15 protein-coding genes are annotated in these 19,105 nt (G+C 72.4%); 8 read left to right on the top strand and 7 right to left on the bottom strand.

Going from position 1 to position 19,105, the window contains the following annotated elements; all coding sequences use genetic code 11:
- Positions 1 to 72: 72 nt before the first annotated feature.
- Together L3Q67_RS37265 and L3Q67_RS37260 are read left to right on the top strand one after the other, a co-directional pair.
- A complete protein-coding gene (locus tag L3Q67_RS37265) occupies positions 73 to 1,470 on the top strand; it encodes a MoxR family ATPase (protein ID WP_499186109.1) in 1,398 nt (465 codons plus the stop codon).
- Positions 1,467 to 3,407 carry a vWA domain-containing protein gene (locus L3Q67_RS37260; RefSeq protein ID WP_499186108.1) on the top strand — a complete coding sequence of 647 codons (1,941 nt, stop codon included), beginning with the start codon at positions 1,467 to 1,469 and terminating at the stop codon, positions 3,405 to 3,407. The genes L3Q67_RS37265 and L3Q67_RS37260 overlap by 4 nt, the downstream gene beginning before the upstream one ends.
- A gap of 13 nt (positions 3,408 to 3,420) precedes the next feature.
- Here L3Q67_RS37260 and L3Q67_RS37255 read toward each other — a convergent pair whose 3' ends face one another.
- The 3 genes from L3Q67_RS37255 to L3Q67_RS37245 all read right to left on the bottom strand — a co-directional run bounded on the left by L3Q67_RS37255 (position 3,421) and on the right by L3Q67_RS37245 (position 6,304).
- Positions 3,421 to 3,642 (bottom strand): hypothetical protein, encoded by a 222-nt coding sequence (locus L3Q67_RS37255; RefSeq protein ID WP_499186107.1) that lies wholly within the window; start codon positions 3,640 to 3,642, stop codon positions 3,421 to 3,423.
- Between the two features lie 30 nt (positions 3,643 to 3,672).
- Positions 3,673 to 4,857, bottom strand: a complete 1,185-nt coding sequence (locus L3Q67_RS37250) for a S8/S53 family peptidase (protein ID WP_499186106.1) — start codon at positions 4,855 to 4,857, stop codon at positions 3,673 to 3,675.
- 112 nt (positions 4,858 to 4,969) lie between these two features.
- Positions 4,970 to 6,304 carry a cytochrome P450 gene (locus L3Q67_RS37245; protein WP_499186105.1) on the bottom strand — a complete coding sequence of 445 codons (1,335 nt, stop codon included), beginning with the start codon at positions 6,302 to 6,304 and terminating at the stop codon, positions 4,970 to 4,972.
- Positions 6,305 to 6,388: 84 nt separating this feature from the next.
- Here L3Q67_RS37245 and L3Q67_RS37240 point away from each other — a divergent pair, with 84 nt between their 5' ends.
- From L3Q67_RS37240 to mshC, 3 genes are all read left to right on the top strand, one after another.
- The gene (locus tag L3Q67_RS37240) at positions 6,389 to 6,985 is read left to right on the top strand and encodes a TetR/AcrR family transcriptional regulator (RefSeq protein ID WP_499186104.1); all 597 of its coding nucleotides are present in this window, start codon (positions 6,389 to 6,391) and stop codon (positions 6,983 to 6,985) included.
- A gap of 75 nt (positions 6,986 to 7,060) precedes the next feature.
- The gene (locus L3Q67_RS37235) at positions 7,061 to 7,831 is read left to right on the top strand and encodes a MerR family transcriptional regulator (protein WP_499186103.1); all 771 of its coding nucleotides are present in this window, start codon (positions 7,061 to 7,063) and stop codon (positions 7,829 to 7,831) included.
- A 72-nt stretch (positions 7,832 to 7,903) separates the two neighbouring features.
- Positions 7,904 to 9,142, top strand: a complete 1,239-nt coding sequence (gene mshC, locus L3Q67_RS37230; protein ID WP_499186102.1) for a cysteine--1-D-myo-inosityl 2-amino-2-deoxy-alpha-D-glucopyranoside ligase — start codon at positions 7,904 to 7,906, stop codon at positions 9,140 to 9,142.
- Here the strand turns inward: mshC and L3Q67_RS37225 are convergent.
- Both L3Q67_RS37225 and L3Q67_RS37220 read right to left on the bottom strand, forming a co-directional pair.
- Positions 9,122 to 10,618 (bottom strand): ABC-F family ATP-binding cassette domain-containing protein, encoded by a 1,497-nt coding sequence (locus L3Q67_RS37225; RefSeq protein WP_499186101.1) that lies wholly within the window; start codon positions 10,616 to 10,618, stop codon positions 9,122 to 9,124. The genes mshC and L3Q67_RS37225 overlap by 21 nt on opposite strands.
- Positions 10,615 to 12,219: an ABC-F family ATP-binding cassette domain-containing protein gene (locus L3Q67_RS37220; protein ID WP_499186100.1), complete on the bottom strand. Its 1,605-nt coding sequence runs from the start codon at positions 12,217 to 12,219 to the stop codon at positions 10,615 to 10,617. The genes L3Q67_RS37225 and L3Q67_RS37220 overlap by 4 nt, the downstream gene beginning before the upstream one ends.
- A 204-nt stretch (positions 12,220 to 12,423) precedes the next feature.
- Here L3Q67_RS37220 and L3Q67_RS37215 point away from each other — a divergent pair, with 204 nt between their 5' ends.
- Genes L3Q67_RS37215 through L3Q67_RS37205 form a run of 3 tightly spaced genes read left to right on the top strand, consistent with a single transcriptional unit; the run spans position 12,424 to position 15,036 of the window.
- The gene (locus tag L3Q67_RS37215) at positions 12,424 to 13,011 is read left to right on the top strand and encodes an ArsR/SmtB family transcription factor (RefSeq protein ID WP_499186099.1); all 588 of its coding nucleotides are present in this window, start codon (positions 12,424 to 12,426) and stop codon (positions 13,009 to 13,011) included.
- Positions 13,008 to 14,207: an MFS transporter gene (locus tag L3Q67_RS37210; protein WP_499186098.1), complete on the top strand. Its 1,200-nt coding sequence runs from the start codon at positions 13,008 to 13,010 to the stop codon at positions 14,205 to 14,207. The genes L3Q67_RS37215 and L3Q67_RS37210 overlap by 4 nt, the downstream gene beginning before the upstream one ends.
- Before the next feature lie 4 nt (positions 14,208 to 14,211).
- Entirely contained in the window at positions 14,212 to 15,036 is an 825-nt protein-coding gene (locus L3Q67_RS37205; RefSeq protein WP_499186097.1) for a metallophosphoesterase family protein, read from the top strand.
- Positions 15,037 to 15,076: 40 nt separating this feature from the next.
- On the opposite strand, the gene L3Q67_RS37200 is transcribed toward L3Q67_RS37205, so the two are convergent.
- Both L3Q67_RS37200 and L3Q67_RS37195 read right to left on the bottom strand, forming a co-directional pair.
- Positions 15,077 to 17,548, bottom strand: coding sequence for a helix-turn-helix transcriptional regulator (locus L3Q67_RS37200; protein ID WP_499186096.1), 2,472 nt, complete (start codon positions 17,546 to 17,548; stop codon positions 15,077 to 15,079).
- Positions 17,545 to 19,104: a class I adenylate-forming enzyme family protein gene (locus L3Q67_RS37195; RefSeq protein ID WP_499186095.1), complete on the bottom strand. Its 1,560-nt coding sequence runs from the start codon at positions 19,102 to 19,104 to the stop codon at positions 17,545 to 17,547. The genes L3Q67_RS37200 and L3Q67_RS37195 overlap by 4 nt, the downstream gene beginning before the upstream one ends.
- Position 19,105 lies beyond the last annotated feature (1 nt).

Below are 19,105 nucleotides of genomic sequence, written 5' to 3'. Positions count from 1 at the left end.
GATGCCAAGCGTACCGGGCCCTGGAGCTGGTCCACGTCGACGGAGGCCGCCGAGGTCAGTAGCGTCGGTGGGGTGAACTCCGCACCAGCACACCTGCCCCGCACCGCGGGGGAGCTCCGCGCCGCCGGGTACACCCCGCGCGGTGTGAAAACCGAGATCCACGACAACCTGCTCACCGCCCTGCGGGCCGGCAAGGACCCGTGGCCGGGCATCGTCGGCTTCGGCCGCACCGTGCTGCCGCAGCTGGAACGCGCGCTGCTGGCCGGGCACGACGTGGTCCTGCTCGGCGAACGCGGGCAGGGCAAGACGCGCCTGCTGCGCACCCTGGCCGGCCTGCTCGACGAGTGGACGCCGGTGATCGAGGGCGCCGAACTGCCCGAGCACCCGCTCGACCCGATCACCCCGGCCTCACGCCGCCGCGCCGCCGAACTCGGCGACGAGCTGCCGGTCGCCTGGCTGCACCGGACCGAGCGCTACACCGAGAAGCTGGCCACCCCGGACACCTCGGTCGGCGACCTGATCGGCGACGTCGACCCGGTGAAGGTGGCCGAGGGGCGCAGCCTCGGCGACCCCGAGACCATCCACTTCGGACTGGTGCCGCGGGCGCACCGCGGCGTCGTGGCGATCAACGAACTGCCCGACCTGGCCGAGCGCATCCAGGTGGCCCTGCTCAACGTGATGGAGGAGCGCGACATCCAGGTCCGCGGCTACACGCTGCGGCTGCCGCTCGACGTGCTCGTGGTGGCCACCGCGAACCCCGAGGACTACACCAACCGCGGCCGGATCATCACCCCGCTGAAGGACCGCTTCGGCGCCGAGATCCGCACCCACTACCCGCTGGAGCTGTCGGCCGAGGTGGGTGTGGTGCGGCAGGAGGCGCGGCTGGTCGCCGAGGTGGGGGACCCGCTGCTGGAGGTGCTCGCCCGGTTCGTCCGCAACCTGCGCGAGTCCAGCGTGATCGACCAGCGCTCCGGCGTGTCCGCGCGGTTCGCCGTCGCGGCGGCGGAAACCGTTGCGGCGGCGGCGTTGCGACGCTCCGCGCTGACCGGTGAAGAACCCGCCGTCGCCCGCCCGGTCGACCTGGAGGCCGTGCCCGCCGTGCTGCGAGGCAAGCTCGAATTCGAACCCGGGGAGGAGGGCCGCGAGACCGAGCACCTGGTGCACCTGCTGCGCCGGGCGGTCGCCGAGACCGCGCGCGAGCGGTTCGCCGGGCTCGACCTGCGTCCGCTGGCCGACGTGATCGCCGACGGGCACCTGGTCGCCACCGGTGACCGCGTCCCGGGGGCCGACGTGCTCGCCGCGCTGCCCGAACTGCCGCTGCTGCACGAAGTCGCCCACCGCGCGGGCGTGTCCGCCGACGACTCGCCGGGGCGCATCGCCGCCGCGGTCGAACTGGCACTGGAATCGCTGTACCTCGCCCGCCGGGTGGCCAAGGACGAGGACGGGTCCAGCACGGTGTACGGGCCATGACCTACGCGTACGGGCCGTGGCACGACGGTCCCGACCCGCTGGCCCCGCCCGCCGATCTCCGCGACGCGCTCGACGAGATCGGCCGGGACGTGCTGGGCGGCTCGTCGCCCCGCGCGGCACTGGAGGAACTGCTGCGGCGTGGCAGCCGCGGCACCACCGGGCTGGACGAGCTGACCCGCCGCATCTGGCAGCGGCGCTCGGAGATCCAGCGGCGCAACAACCTCGACGGCACGCTCAACGAGGTCCGGCGCCTGCTGGGCGAAGCGCTCGACGCGGAGAAGCGCGCGCTGTTCCCGGATCCGTCCGACGACGCGCGGTTCGACGAAGCCCGCTTGGACGCGTTGCCCCCTGGCACCGCGGCGGCGGTGCGGGAGCTGGCCGAGTACTCGTGGCGGTCCGAACAGGGCCGCGAGAACTTCGAGAAGATCCAGGAGCTGCTCGGCAAGGAGCTGCTGGATTCCCGGTTCGAGGGCATGAAGGAGGCTTTGCAGAGCACGCGGCCCGAGGACGTCGAGCGGGTCCGGCAGATGCTGGCCGACCTCAACGCGCTGCTCGCCGCGCACGCGCAGGGCTTCTCCGACGTCCCCGAGCGCTTCGCCGAGTTCATGCGGCGGCACGGCGAGTACTTCCCGGAGAACCCGAAGAACATCGACGAGCTGATCGACGCGCTGGCCGCCCGGTCGGCGGCGGCCCAGCGCATGCTCAACTCGATGACCCCGGAGCAGCGCGCCGAACTGGCCGAGCTGTCGCAGCAGGCGTTCGGCAGTCCCGAGCTCGCGCAGCAGCTGGCCAATCTCGACTCCCAGCTGCGGGCGCTGCGGCCGGGTGAGGACTGGGAGTCGGCCGGGCGGTTCCGCGGGAACAACCCGATGGGACTCGGTGAGGGCGCGCAGGCGATGGCCGATCTCGCCGAATTGGACGCGTTGGCCGAACAGCTCTCGCAGTCCTATCCCGGGGCGAGTCTGGACGACCTCGACCTGGAGGCGCTGACCCGCCAGCTCGGCCAGGACGCGGCCGTGGACGCCCGCCGGCTGTCCGAACTGGAACGCGAACTGCGTGGGCAGGGGTTGTTCGAACGTTCGCCGGACGGGTCGCTTCGCTTGTCTCCCAAGGCATTGCGCAGGCTGGGGGAGACGGCGCTGTCGGACGTGGTGCGCTCACTGCGCGGGCGCACGGGCGACCGTGAAACCGCTTCGGCGGGCGCGGCGGGCGAGCCGACCGGTTCGACCCGGCTGTGGCGCTTCGGGGACACCCAGCCGTGGGACGCGTCGCGCACCGTGCGCAACGCCGTGCTGCGCAACGCTTCCGCCGGTGGCGCGGCGGTGCGGCTGGACGTCTCCGACGTGGAGATCGCCGAGACCGAGCACCGGTCGCGGGCCGCGGTCGCGCTGTGCGTGGACACCTCGTGGTCGATGGTGCAGGAGGGCCGGTGGCTGCCGATGAAGCGCACCGCGCTGGCCCTGCACCAGCTGATTTCCACCCGGTTCCGCCACGACGCGCTGCAGCTGATCACCTTCGGGCGCTACGCGGCACCGGTCGAGCTGGGTGACCTGGTCGGCCTGGAAGGGGCGTGGGAGCAGGGCACGAACGCCCACCACGCGCTGCTGCTGGCCGGACGGCACCTGCGGCGGCACCCGGGCGCGCGGCCGGTGGTGCTGATGGTGACCGACGGCGAGCCGACCGCCCACCTGGAGGCCGACGGCGAGGCGGAGTTCTCCTACCCGCCGCTGCCGCAGACCATCCGCCGGACCCTGACCGAGGTGGACCGGCTGGCGAAGCTGGGCGCGGCCGTCACCGTGTTCCGCCTCGGTGACGACCCGCGCCTGACCTCGTTCGTGAACCTGATCGCCCGCCGCTCCGGCGGGCGGGTGGTGGCGCCGGACCTGGACGGACTCGGCGCCGCCGTGGTGGACGACTACCTGCGAAACCGCTTCTGAGTCAGAGCGGGTATCAGCGCGTGTCTACGTCACGCTGCAGTTCCACGTCCCGCACCCCGGGCACGTCCTGCAGCGCGGCGACGTCGCTCGAGCCGATCGACCCGGTCACCGTGCCGATCGGTTCGAGCACCGCGTCGACGGTGAGGCCCGCCTCTTCCAGCGCGCTCACCACCGCCGGGATCGAGGACAGTTCCTCGTCGGCGATGGACACGATCACTTTGCGGTCCTCGGTCATCGCCGCTCCTCGCTGGTTACGGCGACCGGCTCAGGGCGCCTGGACCAGTCCAACACCTGAGTCCTGCGAAGACAACCCGGTGCGCAGCGAGCACTGCGAGAGCCTGCCCCACAGTTCCCAGCCCCGGGCGCCGTACTTCTGCGCGACGAGCGCGGCCAGGCCGGACACGTGCGGCGTGGCCATGCTGGTGCCGCTGATGCTGCGGTAGCGCTTCGGCATCGGCCACGCCGAGTGCACGTTCACGCCCGGCCCGCCGATGTCCACGCCGTGGCCCGCGTCCACCGAACCGGAGGAGAAGTCGGCGATCGCGCCCGCCGGGTCGACCGCGCCGACGGCGAGGATCGACGGGCAGTTCGCCGGGTGCCCGATCGGCGCGATGCGGCCGTTCGCCCGCTCGCTGGCGTTGCCCGCCGCGGCGATGATCAGCGTGCCGCGGCCGAGCGCGCGCTGGGCGACCTGCTCGTAGATCGGCGAGAACGGGTCACCCGGGTTGGTGTCCGCGCCCAGCGACATGGAGATGATCGCGCAGCCGTTGCTGATCGCCCAGGAGATGCCGGCCAGGATGCCGCCGTCGGAACCGGAACCGGAGTTGCCCAGCACCTTGCCCGCGTAGATCTCGGCCTCGTAGGCGATGCCGTAGCCCGGCCCGCCGTCGACCTTGCGCGGCCCGCACGAGGTGCCGATGCAGTGCGTGCCGTGGCCGTTGGCGTCCTGCACGTCCTCACCGGTGACGAACGAGCTGGTGACCAGCGTGCGCCCGGCGAAGTCGGGGTGGCCGACGTCCACGCCGGTGTCCAGCACGGCGACCCGGACGCCCTTGCCGCTGAACTGGCTCTCGTGCGCCCGGGTGGCCTGCAGGCCCCAGGTGAACAGCTTCTCGTCGATCGCGGCCTGCTCCGCGGTCGGCGCGGCCGGGGAGATCGCGAAGACCGTGCGCTCGGGCTCGATCCGGGAGATCGGCCCCGGCGCGTCCGCCGCCGCGGTGAGCGCGGCGACCTGGTCCTCACCCGCCGTCACCACCGCCACGCCCAGCTCGTGCAACAGCAGTCCGTCGGCGTCGCCGAGCGAGCCCGCCGTCGCGGTGTCGTACAGGTCCGCCGTGCTCGCCGTCCGCAGTCCGGCGACGTCGGCCATGCTCCGGGCCCCCGCCACGGCTGAATCCTCTTCCAGCAGGACCAGATACCGCCCCGTGGTCCTGCTCGCGCCGTCCGTCATGTCCCCATCCCCTTGTGCTCGGAAAGTGTGCCTCTGGGTGAGTCGCTTTCCGGGCACGGGGTGCAACACGAATCACGTCACCTTTTGGTGGCGATCCGACCGGCGGGACTGATCAATTCCGCCCAGTGACAAGGATTCTCGCGCCGCGGGCGGGAACCATGGTGATGTGCCGGGCTTTCGCGTGTTCCCGGTTGGGCCGATCGGGCGACAGGTGGAAGCGGCGCAGCACCTCGCGCAGCACGACATTGGCTTCCATCAAGGAGAACCCGGCGCCGAGACAGCGGCGGACCCCGCCCCCGAACGGGAACCAGGTGCCGGCGGGCGGCGCGCCGTCGAGGAAGCGCTCCGGCCGGAACCGCGCCGGGTCGGGGTGGTGCGCCGGATCGGCGTGCACCAGCGCGATCGACGGCTGCACGGTGAACCCGGCGGGCAGCAGGTAGCCGCCGACCTCGACGTCCTCGGTGAGCCGCCGCGCGACCTCGTGGATCACCGGGTGCAGGCGCATCGCTTCCTTCGTCACCGCTTCGAGGTACTTCTCGTCGCCGGAATCGGCGGCTTCGGTGGCCACGCGCAGGTGGGCGGGATCGCGGGCGAGTTCGTGGAAGGCCCAGGCGAGCGTGGTCGCGGTGGTCTCGTGCCCGGCCAGCAGCAGGGTGATCAGCTGGTCGCGCAGTTCCGCGTCGGACAGCGGATCGTCACCCGGCACGGTGAGCAGGCGGGACAGCACGTCGCCGCGCGCGTCCAGGTCGTCCGCGCGGCGGCGGTCGGCGATCTCGGCGTAGATCAGCTCGTCGATCTCCCGCTGCCTCTGGGCGTTGCGCTTCCACGGGCCGAACTTCTGCAGGTTCGCGTTGTGCCAGCCGAAGATGTCCAGCGGGCTGATGTCGAGCAACCGGCCCAGCAGGACGCGCAGCCGGTCCAGGCGTGGTCCGTCGGCCACCCCGAACACCACGCGCAGGATCACCTCCAGCGTCAGCGCCTGCATCCGTGCGTGTGAACGGAAAACCCGATCGTGGGGCCACCGCTGGACCTCGGCCACGGTCAGCTCGGTGACCATGTCGCGGTACCCGCGCAGCGCCGCGCCGTTGAACGCGGGCATCAGCAGCTTGCGCGCCCGCATGTGCTCGTCCTCGTCGGTGAGCAGGACCGAGTGCTCGCCCATCAGCGGCTTGAGCACCGCGTTGCCCTCACCGGCGTGGAAGGTGGTGGCCTGGCCGGTGAACACGGCCTTGATGTGCTCGGGGTCCGACAGCGAGACCACGTCGCGCTCGGGGTAGATCCGCAGCCGGACCACGTCGCCGTAGCGCCGGCGCGCCAGCGGCAGCAGGAACTGGCGGAAGCTGCCGAAGAGCACGGTCTGCACGGCGACCGGCAGGCGCGGTCCCGGCGGCAGCGCCGCGGATCCGGCCGGGCGGGTGGCGGGACGGGTCGGTGCGGTGCTGGTCATGGCGTCTCCTCCCGAGGCGTCTGCCCCGATTTATACGCGCGTATAGATCGGGTGTCCAGGTGTCCCAGCACCTACGCTGTGCTGGTGGGTCACCGCGAAGAACTGCTGGCCGCCGCGCGGCGGCTGCTCGAGGACAAGGGCTACGCGCACATCACCGCGCGCGACCTGGTCGCCGCCTCGGGCACCAACCTGGCCTCGATCGGGTACCACTTCGGGTCCAAGGCGGGCCTGCTCACCGCGGCGATCGGCGAGGTCTTCGAGGAGTGGACCAACCAGCTGGCCGACATCGCGATGGCCGAGCCCGGCGTGCCGCCGATCGAGCGCGGCCGGGTCACCTGGACGGCGTTCCTGGACAACCTCGACACCCGCCGCGCGCTCCTGCTGTCCTATGTGGAGGCTCTGGCGCAGGCCGAGCGGGTGCCGTCGCTGCGCGAGCAGTTCGCCGAGCAGTACCGGCGCTGCCGGGGCCGGGTGGCCGGGCTGGTGGCGCAGTCCCTCGGCGAGGGCTGGTCCGCCGACGACCCGCGCTGCGCGGCGGTGGCGAGCTTCGTCATCGCCGTCTGCGACGGGCTTTCCGTGCAGTGGCTGCTCGATCCGGAAGGCGCGCCGAACGGCGAGGACCTGACCGCCGGGCTGGCCCTGCTCTGGTCGGCCTCGGCGCAGTGGCCGGATCGGGCTTGACCCTCACGCGACGTGAGGACCCAGAGTGGCCTTCGTCAGGGCCGGGACACCGGCCGAAGGGGAGAGGGGAACGCCGTGGGCTTGCCGGTCGGCCGGGTGGCCGAACTCGCCGGGGTGACCGTGCGCACGCTGCACCACTACGACGAGATCGGCCTGCTCACCCCGAGCGGCCGCAGCGCCGCCGGGTACCGCCGCTACAGCGACACCGACCTGGACCGGTTGCAGCGCATCCTGCTGTACCGGGAGCTGGGCTTCCCCCTCGAGACGATCGCGGCCATTGTGGACGAACCGTCGGCCGATCCGATCGGGCACCTCAAGCGCCAGCGCGAGTTGCTCCACGAAAGGATCGAGCGGTTGCAGCGCATGGTCGCGTCCGTCGAGCACGTGCTGGAGGCGAAGATCATGGGCGAAGCACTGACACCGGAGGAGAAGCTGGAGGTATTCGGTGGTTTCCGCGAGCCGGAGGGCTACGCGGAGCAGGCCGCCGCGCGCTGGGGCGGGACGCCGGAGTGGCAGTGGGCGCGGCAGCACACCGAGCCGATGGGCAAGCAGGACTGGGCCGAGGCCGAGCGGGTCCGGCAGGACTGGGTCGAGCGGTTGCTGGCGCTGCTCGACGAGGGCGCGGCACCGGACAGCGAGGCGGCGATGGACCTCGTGGAAGAGCACCGGCGGATGCTCGGGGCGTTCATGGGGGAGTGCGGGTATGAGATGCATCGCAACGTCGCCGCGCTCTACGTGACCGAACCGGCACAGCTCGGGTTCCTCGTGCGCGAGCCGGACCAGCGCCCGGGCCTCGCGGAGTTCATCCGCGACGCCGTGGTGGCGAACTCCGCAAGGGCGGAGTAGCGCCCCCGCCTTCCCGTCCGATCATCCCACCGGGCGGGAAGGCACCGCGGGGGTCGGCTTACGCTGGAGCGTATGCAGACTTGGTCATCGACTCCTGTGCCCCGGGTGCCCGGGACCTCCCGTCCCCTGCGGCTCCACGACACCTCGACCGGGCAGCTCCGGCCGACGGCGCCGGGATCGACGGCCCGGTTGTACGTCTGCGGGATCACCCCGTACGACGCCACCCACCTCGGGCACGCGGCCACCTACCTGGCGTTCGACCTGGTGAACCGGCTCTGGCGGGACGCCGGGCACGAGGTCCACTATGTACAGAACGTCACCGACATCGACGACCCGCTGCTCGAACGGGCCGCGCGCGACCAGGACGACTGGGTGGTGCTCGGCATGCGCGAGACCGCGCTGTTCCGCGAGGACATGGAAGCGCTGCGGGTGATCCCGCCCCGCGACTTCGTCGGCGCGGTGGAGACCATCCCGGAGATCGTCGAGGTGATCGGCAAGCTGCTGGCCAGCGGCCTGGCCTACCGGGTGGACGACCCGGAGTACCCCGACATCTACTTCGCCAAGGACGGCAGCGGCCGGTTCGGCTACGAGTCCGGGTACGACGCCGAGACCATGGCGAAGTTCTTCGCCGAGCGCGGCGGCGACCCCGATCGCGCGGGCAAGCGGGACCCGCTGGACGCGCTGCTCTGGCGCGTCGCGCGGCCCGGTGAGCCGTCGTGGGAGTCCGAACTGGGCGCCGGTCGTCCCGGCTGGCACATCGAGTGCAGCGCGATCGCGGTGAACCGGCTCGGCATGGGCTTCGACGTCCAGGGCGGGGGTTCCGACCTGGCGTTCCCGCACCACGAATACAGCGCCGCGCACGCCGAGGCGCTCTCCGGCGAGCACCCGTTCGCGCGGCACTACGTGCACGCGGGGATGATCGGCCTCGACGGTGAGAAGATGTCGAAGTCCAAGGGAAACCTGGTGTTCGTCTCCCGCCTGCGCGCGGACAAGGTGGACCCCGGCGCGATCCGGCTCGGCCTGTTCGCCGGGCACTACCGCAGCGACCGGTCGTGGACGAACGAGGTGCTCGAAGCCGCCGAGGCGCGGCTGTCCCGCTGGCGCGAGGCGATCTCGCTGCCCGCCGGACCGGCCGCCGAGGACACCGTGGCCCGGCTGCGCGAGCACCTCGCCGACGACCTCGACACGCCCAAGGCGCTCGCGGCCGTCGACGCCTGGGTGGACGAAGCCCTGACCCGGCGGGGGACCGACAGCGCCGCGCCCGGACTCGTGCGCGACGCCGTCGACGCCCTACTCGGGATCGCTCTCTGACCGTCCCGCGCGGACAGCGAGTTCCCGGCCGCGGAAGCGGCGCTGCCACAGGCGGTCGTGCGAAACGGCGACGACCGCCCCCGGGTAGTCCCGCAGCGCGGCTTCCAGTTGCTCGACGAGCACCGGCGAGAAGTGGTTCGTCGGCTCGTCGAGCAGCAGGACGTCGACCGGGTTCGCCAGCAGCCGGTCGAGCCGGGCCCGCCGCCGCTGGCCCACCGAAAGCGGGCCGGAGGCGGCCGGTTCGTCCTGCGGCAGGTAGCCGATGCGCCCGTGCGCCCGGACCGCACCGGGCGCCAGCTCACCGGCCAGCACCCGCAGCAGGCTCGACTTGCCCGCGCCGTTCGGCCCGGTGACCAGCAGGCGGTCGCCCGCTCGCAGGGTCAGTCCGTCGAAGGCGATCCGGCCGGGAATGTCCACCGCGGACACCTCCAGCAACGGTCCTTCGGCTTCGCCCGTGGTGCGGGCACTGCTGGTGAACCGCGGCGGATCGGGTGGCTTCGGCACCGGTTTCGCCCGCAACCGCCCGAGCCGTTCCCTGGCCGACCGGGTGCGGGTGGTGATCGACTGCTGCACCCGGCGCCCGTCCCCGTGGTACTTGCACTTGTTGTGGTCGGCCATCGGGCGCCCCGGCGCCACCCGGTACGCGGTGTGCTCGGCGAACTCGGTCCAGCGCGTGAGCTCCGCCCGCCAGTCCTCATACGCCTGCTCCCACCGCAGCCGCGCGGCACGGCGTTCGCGGAGGTAGCCGTCGTACCCGGTGCCGTAGCGCCGGACCGTGCCGGAGTCCACCTCCAGCAGCGTGGTGGTGATGGCGGTGAGGAACAGCCGGTCGTGCGAGACGGCCACCACCGTGCCGCGATGCCGGCGCAACCGGTTCTCCAGCCAGCTCAGCGCTTGCGCGTCGAGGTGGTTGGTCGGTTCGTCGAGCAGCAGCAACTCGGGATCGGCCGCGAGCACGGCGGCCAGTGCCAGCCTGGCCCGCTCACCACCGGACAGCTCCCCGAGCCGCCGCTCCCGCGAGAGACCGGAAAGCCCGAGCGTGTCCAGTGTCTCCGCCAGCCGGGCGTCCACTGTGTACCCATCGCGGCGTTCGAACTCGGCCAGCAGCGCGCCGTACCGCGTCAGGTCCTCATCGGACATCTTCCTTTCCAGGCGGCGTAGTTCGGCTTCGAGCCAGCGGAGATCGGCCAGTGCGCTGTCCGCGGCATCGGCCACGGTGGCTTCCGGTGAGAGGGCGAGTACCTGGTCGAGAAAGCCCACACCGCCCGGAAAACACACGCTGACCTCCCCGGAATCCGGCCGCACCGAACCCGCCACCAGCTGGAGCAGCGTGGACTTTCCCGAGCCGTTCTCGCCGACGATCCCGGCTCGTTCACCGGGGCGCACGGAGAACGTCACGTCCCGCAGCACACGATGGCCGGGATAAGCCTTCGAGACCGCGTGCAGGCTCAGTTGCGCGGTGGTCGTCCTACTCAAGCGCGGTCCTCCTTTCCGTCTCGCAGCCTCAGTTCCCGGCCGGTCCAGCCGCGGCGGAGCCAGCGGTCGTGTGAGGCGATCACCACGGCACCGGGCGCGGTGCCCAGCGCGGCGAACAGCTCCTCGGCCAGGGTGAGGGAGATGTGGTTGGTCGGTTCGTCGAGCAGCAGCACGTGCGGTGGCTCACCGAGCAGGAGCGCCAGCGCGACCCGCCGCCGCTGCCCGACCGAGAGGTGCCCGACCGGCCGGTCCAGGTCACGGCGGGCGATCAGGCCCAGCTCGCTCAGCGTGCCGTCGCCGGAGAGCTGCCGCGGTGTCCGGCTCGGGTCGGGGAACACGACGTCCTGTTCCAGGAAACCGATCCTGATCCCGCTGCCGCGGCTGACCGTGCCGGATTCCGGGACCAGCCGCCCGGCCAGGACGTCGAGCAGCGTCGACTTCCCGGCGCCGTTGCCGCCGGTGATCAGCAGCCGGTCGTCGGTGGTGAGATCGAGTTGTCCAATGTGGAGCCTCCCGGGTACGTCGATGCCCCGCGCGGACAGGGCGAGCTTGTCCTCGGCGGCGGCCGCGGTCAGGTTCGCCGAGAACCGCAGCGGGGCGGGCGGTTTGCGGACCTGGTCACGGCGCAGTTCCTCGTAGCGCAACTGGGCGTTGCGCACCCGCCGCGAGATCTGCTTCTGCACGCGACCGGTTTTGAAGTCGTAGAGCATCTTCGCGTTGTCGCGCTGCGGCCGGTTGTGCGCGACGTCGCGCGCGGTCACCGCCACGGCTTCCTTCAGTTGCCTGAGTTCGTCCTGTTCCTCCGCGTACCGCTGTGCCCAGCGCGCCCGTTCGGCCCGTTTCTGGACCAGGTAGTCGGAATACGTGCCGCCGTACCGGGTCGGGCCGCCGAGCGCCGGGTCCAGGTCGACGATGTCGGTGCACACCGCGTCGAGGAAGACGCGGTCGTGCGAGGACAGCACGACCACGCCGGGCAACGCGGCGAGGTGGCGTTCGAGGAACTCCATCCCGGCGTCGTCCAGGTGGTTGGTCGGCTCGTCGAGCAGCAGGGTGGCCGGCTGCCGGATGAGCAGGGCGGCCAGGCCCAGCCGGGACCGCTGGCCGCCGGAAAGCGTGCCGAGGGGCCGGTCCGGCGCGATTCCCGCCAAGCCGAGCCCGTCGCACACCAGCTTGGCGCGGCGGTCGGCGTCCCACAGGTCGTGGGCCTGCGCCCATTCCAGGACCAGGCCGTACTCGTCGAGCACGGCCTGATCCTCCGGTGCCCTGGCCAGCCGTTCGGTCAGCTGATCGAGCCGGGTGGCGGCGTCGCGGATCTCGCTGAGCGCGTCGTCGATGACGTCGGAAAGCCGTGCGTCGCCGGGGAAGGGCAGCTCCTGCACCAGGAACCCGAGGTCGGCACCGCGTTGCACGGTACCGGCGTGCGGCTCTTCGAGCCCGGCGAGCAGGCGCAGCAGCGTGGACTTGCCGATGCCGTTCTCGCCGACCAGTCCGAGCCGCTGCCCGGCGCTGGCCACCAGGTCGAGCCCGTCGAAGACGACGCGGTCGCCGTAGCTGAACGAAAGATCCCTGGCTTGCAGAGACATCGTGGTTGAAGAAGACATGGAGCATCACCGGCCTGTGGAGCAATAGGGGACACCCGCCGGGCAGGAGAAGGCCTCGGACGCGGGTGGGGGCTGGTGTCAGTTGTCCATGATGCGAGCAGGTTAACGCAACTCAAGTTGGATTAGCAACCCCTTGGCTTCCGGGATCTTCTGTGCAACTCTGAAACAACACTTTCGAAAGACTTCTTTCAGATTGGACCGGCGATGACCGAACTGCCGCCGCGGACACGCGTCCGGGATGTGGAACTGCTCAAGGCGCTGGCGCACCCGCTGCGGTCGGCGCTGCTCAACTACCTGATGGCGGTCGGTCCGCGCACGGCCAGCGAGTGCGCGGTGGCGGTGGACTCGTCGGCGTCGAACTGCAGCTGGCACCTGCGGCAGCTGGCCGAGTTCGGCCTGGTGGAGCGGGCCGAGGGTGGGGACGGCCGGGAGCGGCCGTGGCGCGTGAAGCACGTCGGGCTCGACTTCGGCGAGCTGGCCGACGAGCCGTCCGCCCGCTCGGCCCAGCTGGCCGTGTTCGGCACCCGCCTGCGCGAGGAGGAGGAACTGACCCAGCGCTACCTCGACACCGCCGAGCGGAGCGAGCCCGAATGGCTCGACGCCTCCTCGATCAACTTCTACGGGCTCCGGGTCACCGCGGCGGAGCTGGCGGAACTGGTCACCGCGGTCGACGCGCTCATCCGGCCGTACGTCAGCACCATCCGCCAGGACGCGCCCGCCGACGCGCGCCCGGTGCACGTGAGCCTGCGTGCCTTCCGGCGGATCGAAGCCGACGGGAAGCCGAGCGCGTGAACCTGTTGCGGGAGCCCAAGTTCGCCAGGCTGTCCGCGGCCTCGCTGTTGTCCGAGGTCGCCGAGTGGATCCTGCAGGTCTCGCTGCCGCTGTCGATGTACCGGCTGACCGGCTCGGCGGCGTCCACCGCGGTGATGATGATCATCGGCCTGGTGCCGGCGGTGGTGGTCAGCCCGATCGCCGGTCTGCTGGCCGACCGCGGCAACCGGCACCGGGTGCTGTGCGCGGTCTCGCTCGCGCAGGCCGTGGTGGCCGTGCCGCTGCTGCTCGCCGAGCACGTGGCGGTGCTGTACGTGGTGATGGCCGCGCAGGCCGGGCTCGCGGCGATCTCCGAACCCACGCGCAACGCGCTCGTCCCGCAGCTCGTCGGCCCCGAGCGGGTGACCGCCGCGAACGGGCTGATGAGCGTGAACGCGAACGTGGCCCGGCTGCTCGGCGCCTGGGCCGGAGGCTGGCTGCTCGGACTCGGCGGACTCGGGCTGACGGTCGGCGTCTACGCCGGGGTGCTGGTGCTCGCCGGGGTGCTGTTCGCCCCGCGGTTCGCGGTCGACCTGCCGGGCACGGGAAAGCGGCCGCACGTGCTGCGGCAGTGGGTCGACGGGCTGGCCGAGATCCGGCGGAACCCGGCGCTGCGGGTGACCTCGGTGGCGGTGGTGCTGCAGTCGATCGCCCAAGGCATGTTCCTGGTGCTTTTCCTGGTTTTCGTCGTCGAATCGCTGCGGGGTGACGAAGCCGACGTGGGCCTGTTGCGGGGCGTGCAGGCCGTCGGCGGCCTGGCGGCGGGGGTGCTGGTCGCGACCGTGGCCCGGCGGGTGGCCCCGGCGAAACTGTTCGGCTGGGGCGCGCTCGCGATGGGGTTGTACTCGGCGCTGATCTGGAACACCGCGCACGTGACCACGGCCATGGCGGTGTTCGTCGGCCTGTTCGCGGTGGCCGGTGGACCTGGGGTTTTCCTGGGGAGCGGGGTGCTGTCGGTGATCCAGACGGTGACGCCGCCCGAGCTGACCGGCCGGGTGCTCAGCACCGCCTTCGCCGGGATCGCCGCCGCCCAGGCGCTCGGCATGCAGGTGGCAGGCGCGCTGGCCGACCGGATCGACCTGGAGATCTTGCTCGACGTTCAAGCGTTGTTGTTCCTGCCGGCCGGAGCGCTGGTGCTGCTGCGCTTGGCCCGGCGGCGGAGCCCGGCGCTAACGTAGGGGCGTGCCCACCCTCTTCGCCACCAGTGACCTGCACGTGACCCACGAAGGCAACGCCGAGGTCGTCGACACCATCCGCCCGGACGGACCGGAGGACTGGCTGCTGGTGGCCGGGGACGTGGGGGAGCAGGTCCCGGCGATCACGAAGACGCTGAAGATGCTGCGCGACCGGTTCGCCAAGGTGATCTGGGTGCCGGGCAACCACGAGCTGTGGACCACCGACCGCGACCCGGTGCAGCTGCGCGGGCAGGCGCGGTACGACGAGCTGGTGCGCCGGTGCCGCGAGCTCGACGTGCTCACCCCGGAGGACGAGTTCGCGGTGTGGGAGCACGGCAGCGAGCCGCTGACCATCGCGCCGATGTTCCTGCTCTACGACTACAGCTGGCGCACCCCCGCCGCGCAGGGGCGGCCGCTGTCGGTCGCGATGGATCAGGCGCGGGAGGCGGGCGTCATCTGCACCGACGAGTACTTCCTGCACCCGGACCCGTATCCGACGCGCCAGGAGTGGTGCGCGCAGCGGCTGAGGGTGACCGAGAAGCGGCTGCTGGAGATCCCCGAGGACCGCAAGACGATCCTGATGTCGCACTGGCCGCTGCACCGGCACCCGACCGAGCCGCTGTACTGGCCGGAGTTCGCGATGTGGTGCGGCACCACGGAAACCGAGGACTGGCACCTGCGCTTCCGCGCGGAGATCGCGGTCTACGGCCACCTGCACATCCCGCGCTCCACGAAGGCGGACGGGGTGCGCTTCGAAGAGGTTTCGCTGGGCTACCCGCGGGAATGGCGCAAACGAGCCCGAGGCGCCGTACCCCTGCACCGCCTCCTCTGATCCGCCCAAGAGCCCCCGGGCGGCACCAAGTAGGCGAAGTTCAGGAAAAGCTGACCGAACCGGGCCCGGTACCGTCGCCCGGTGGCGCGGTGGCCCGTTTCGCGAGCATCGCGGCGAGTTCGACGCGGGAACGGACGCCGAGCTTGGTGTAGATGTTGCGGAGGTGGTGGTCGACCGTGCGGTGGCTGATCACCAGGCGCCGCGCGATCTCGCGGTTCGTCTTGCCCCCGGCGACCAGCAACGAGATCTGTGTCTGCTGCGGGGTCAGTGAAGGCAGATCGCCGTCGGTGAGTTCGGCCGGGTCACCGCCCGCCGCGCGGAGTTCGGCGCGGGCGCGCCCGGCCCAGAAGTCGGCGCCGTGCCGTTCGAACAGGCGGGCCGCGTCGCCGAGCAGTTCGCGCGCGTCGCGGAAGCGCCGGTCCCGGCGCAGCCGCATCGCTTGGCACAGCTGGGTTTTCGCCAGTTCCAGCGGGGTCCGCGCCAGCCGGTGCAGGTCCACGGCGATGGTGAAGTGCTTGTCGGCGGCATCCGGGTCCCGCGCCAGCAGGCCGTGGCACCGCTGCGCCAGCGCCCGCCACTGCACGCTGCCGGTCGCTTCGGCCCAGCCGTCGAGCACCCGCAGCCCGCGCACCGCGTATTCCGGTTCTTCGCAGCGCACGGCCGCCTCGACCAGCAGAGGTGTGGCGAGCACGGCGATCGCCGGTTGCGCGTGCCCGGTGTCGGCGGACAGCGTGTGGAAGCGGGCCAGCGCTTCGGCGGGCCGGTCGGTCGCCAGGTCCAGGCACACTTCGGCCCACGCGGCGATCGCGCGCGGCCTGCCGAGCGAGCGCCGGTCGAGGTCGGGTTCGGCTTCGTCGAGCCACTTCCGGGCGGCCTTGGTGTCGCCGAGTTGCGCGGCCGACAGCGCCAGCACGGTCCGGTTCTCCGCGGCACAGGTGCGCTGGCCGGCGCTTTCGGCCAGGCCCTCGGTGGCCGCGGCCACGGCCGCGCGGTGCCGGTCGAGCAGCGCCGCCGTCATCCCGAGGTGGATCAGCGCCCACGGCAGCGTGGTCACCGCTTCGATCCGGGCCCGCGCGACCGCCGCCGCCGCGTATTCGTGCGCCAGTGCCGTCCGGCCGAGGGAGAGCGCGGCTTCGGCCGCCCAGACCTGGCTGCGCACGTCGTCGGGCGCCACCCGCAGCGCTTCCTCCAGCGCCGGGATCGCCTCTTCGTGCCTGCCGGAGAAGGTCGCGGTGAGCCCGCGTGTGTGGGCGGCGGCGAGCCGCACACCCGGTGCGTCCGAGGTGCGCGCGAGCTGGGCGGTGCGCACCGCGATCGCGGCGAAGCCCCGCAGGTCACCGCTGATCCGGCGGGCTTCCCCGGCCAGCATCAGCGCCACGGACTTCTCGGTGGGCGCCAGGCTTTCCGCCGCGGTGAGCAGTTCGTGCGCGGCGACCGCCGGTTCACCGTCCCGCAGCTCGATTTCCCCCTGTAGCAGCCGATCCCCGGCCCGGCGCAGCAACTGCCGTGCCCACGCCGTGCGGCCGAGTTCCCAGGCGCCGCGCGCGGCCGGGATCAGCCATTGTGGACCGTCCGAGCTCAGTTCCGCCGCGCGTTCGAAGGCGTGCACGGCCTCTTCGGTCACGCCCGCGCGCAACGCCGCCTCGCCGAGCACGGTCGCCATGGCGGGCGCGGTGTCTTCCCGGAGCGTCGCGCGGACCACCGGACTGGCCAGCAAGCCCGACGCCAGTGCTTCCTCACGGGCGTGGACCCCGCACCGGTCGAACTCGCTTCGGCTCAGCGGCGACTCCGACGCCGTCAGCAGCACGAACCTCCGGGCCGCCGGGGTCAGCGCGTCGAACACCCGGCGATAGGCGGTGCGCTGCCGTCCTTCGGCGGGCAGCGTCTCCCCGCCCGACTCGGCCAGCTCCCGCAGGTCCAGGGGATTGCCACCGGCGAGCGTGAGCAACTCCGGCGGTGCGCCCGGGGGCAGCAGGTTCGCGGCGGAGGTGTCGTCGAGGGGCGCCAGGCGGATCGTGGGCAGGCCGTCGAGCGGATCCGGTCCGGCGGGGCCCGGCCCGGTGGCGAACACCATCACCACCGGGAGCCCGGCCAGCCGCCGGGCCGCGAACGCCAGCGCGGTCAGCGACGCCTCGTCCCACCACTGCGTGTCGTCGGCCCAGCAGAGCAGCGGACCGAGTTCGGCGAGCAGCCGGTGCACCGCGCTGAACAGGGCGAACTCACCCGATTCCGGCCCACCAAGCCCGGCGGCGAAGCGGACCGGGTCCGGGCAGCCGGGCAGGTCCGCCACCGGTTGCAGGAACCGGTGCAGCGCGCCGAAGCGCAGGGCCCGCTCGGCCGGGGCACCGGCGGCGCCGAGCTGGCGGAGCCCACCGGCCGCGGCGTGCTCCAGCAACCGCGTCTTGCCGATCCCGGGCGGCCCGGTGAACCGCACGACCCCGCCGCCGGTGGCCAGCAGGTCGTCGAGCACCGCCAGTTCCCGGTCCCGCCCGAACAGCGGCGGGCCGGTCATGTCAGCTGTTCGCGCAGGGTCCGCTTGAGGATCTTCCCGGCGGCGGACACCGGCAGTTCGGGCACGAACCGCACCTCCCGCACCCGCTTGTACCCGGGCACCTGCGCGTTCACCGCGTCGAGCACGTCGGCACCGGACACCGAGGGCCGCGCGGGCACCACGAAGGCCACCGGCAGTTCGCCGACCGCCGGGTCCGGGCGGCCCACCACCGCCGCGGCGGCCACCTCCGGCAGCGCGACCAGCAGCTCCTCCAGCTCGCGGGGGTAGACGTTGTACCCCTTGTACAGCAGCATGTCCTTCTTGCGGTCCACGATGGACAGGTAGCCGTCCGCGTCCAGCACGCCGATGTCGCCGGTGTACAGCCAGCCGTCGCGCAGCACTTCGGCGGTGGCTTCGGGCCGGTTGTGGTAGCCGCGCATCACCTGCGGGCCGCGCACGCAGACCTCGCCGCGTTCCCCGGTCGCCACTTCGGCGCCGTCGCCGTCGAGGGAGGCCAGGCGCACCTCGGTGTCGAACACCGGCCGCCCGACCGCACCCGCCTTGCGCAGGCCGGAGCGGTGCGACGGGGTGCTGGTCGCGCCCATGGTGACCTCGGTCAGGCCGTAGCCCTCCAGGATCGGCGTGTCCGGCAGCAGCCGGGTGAGCTGGTTGATCATCTCCAGCGGCATCGGCGCGGCACCCGAGCTGATCGAGCGGACCGAACTGAGGTCGCGGGTCCGGATGTCCGGGCAGGCCAGGAGCGCGGCGAACAACGCGGGCGCGCCGCCCATCGAGGTGACGCCGAGCCGTTCGACGTCGGCGAGGTAGGCGGCCGGGTCCAGGCGGGAGTGCAGCACGACCGTGGTGCCGCCGAGCACCGGCGCGTTCAGCCCGCCGATCGTGCCCATCGCGTGGAACCACGGGGTGAGGTTGATCGCGATGCCGGTGCCCAGCCGGGTCGGCCACTCCTCGGGGCTGCCGACCTGGTCGAGGACCAGCCCGCCGTACTCGTCGAGCGCGGGGACCGCGCCGGCGCCCCAGCAGGCGTACTGCAGCGTGTTCACCACGACGTTGCGGTGCGGCAGCTGCACGCCTTTCGACACCCCGGTGGTGCCACCCGTGTAGGCCAGGTGCGCCAGGTGTTCGTGTACGTCGAGGTCGAGATCGGGAGGCGCCTCGCTCATCCCGGAGCAGAGGTAGGGCACGTCGGCGGCGGTGATCGTGCGCACCGCGCCCGCGTCGGCCAGCTGCGCCTGCGCGGCGGGCTCCGGCAGCAGCGGGCTGACCGGCACGAACGTGCCGCCGGCGAGCAGCGTGCCGTAGTAGGCGACCGGGTAGGCCAGGCAGTTGGGCATGCGCAGGGCGACCCGGTCACCGGGGGAGAGGCCACCGGCCAGCAGGCCGTTGGCGAAGGCGGCCGCGGCCCGGCCCAGCTCGCCGAAGGTGATCCGCTCGTCGCCGTGCACGAAGGCGTCGCGGTCGCCGAAGCGCCGGGCGGACCCGGCGAGGATCGCCGGCACGGCCACCTCGGGGTAGTCCAGCGAGGGGCCGAATCCGGGCAGCCAGGTATCGGGCATG

The sequence above is a fragment of the Saccharothrix sp. AJ9571 genome (assembly GCF_021725495.1).
Classification (GTDB): Bacteria; Actinomycetota; Actinomycetes; order Mycobacteriales; family Pseudonocardiaceae; genus Amycolatopsis; species Amycolatopsis magusensis.
This window is presented reverse-complemented; position numbering and strand designations above follow the sequence as displayed.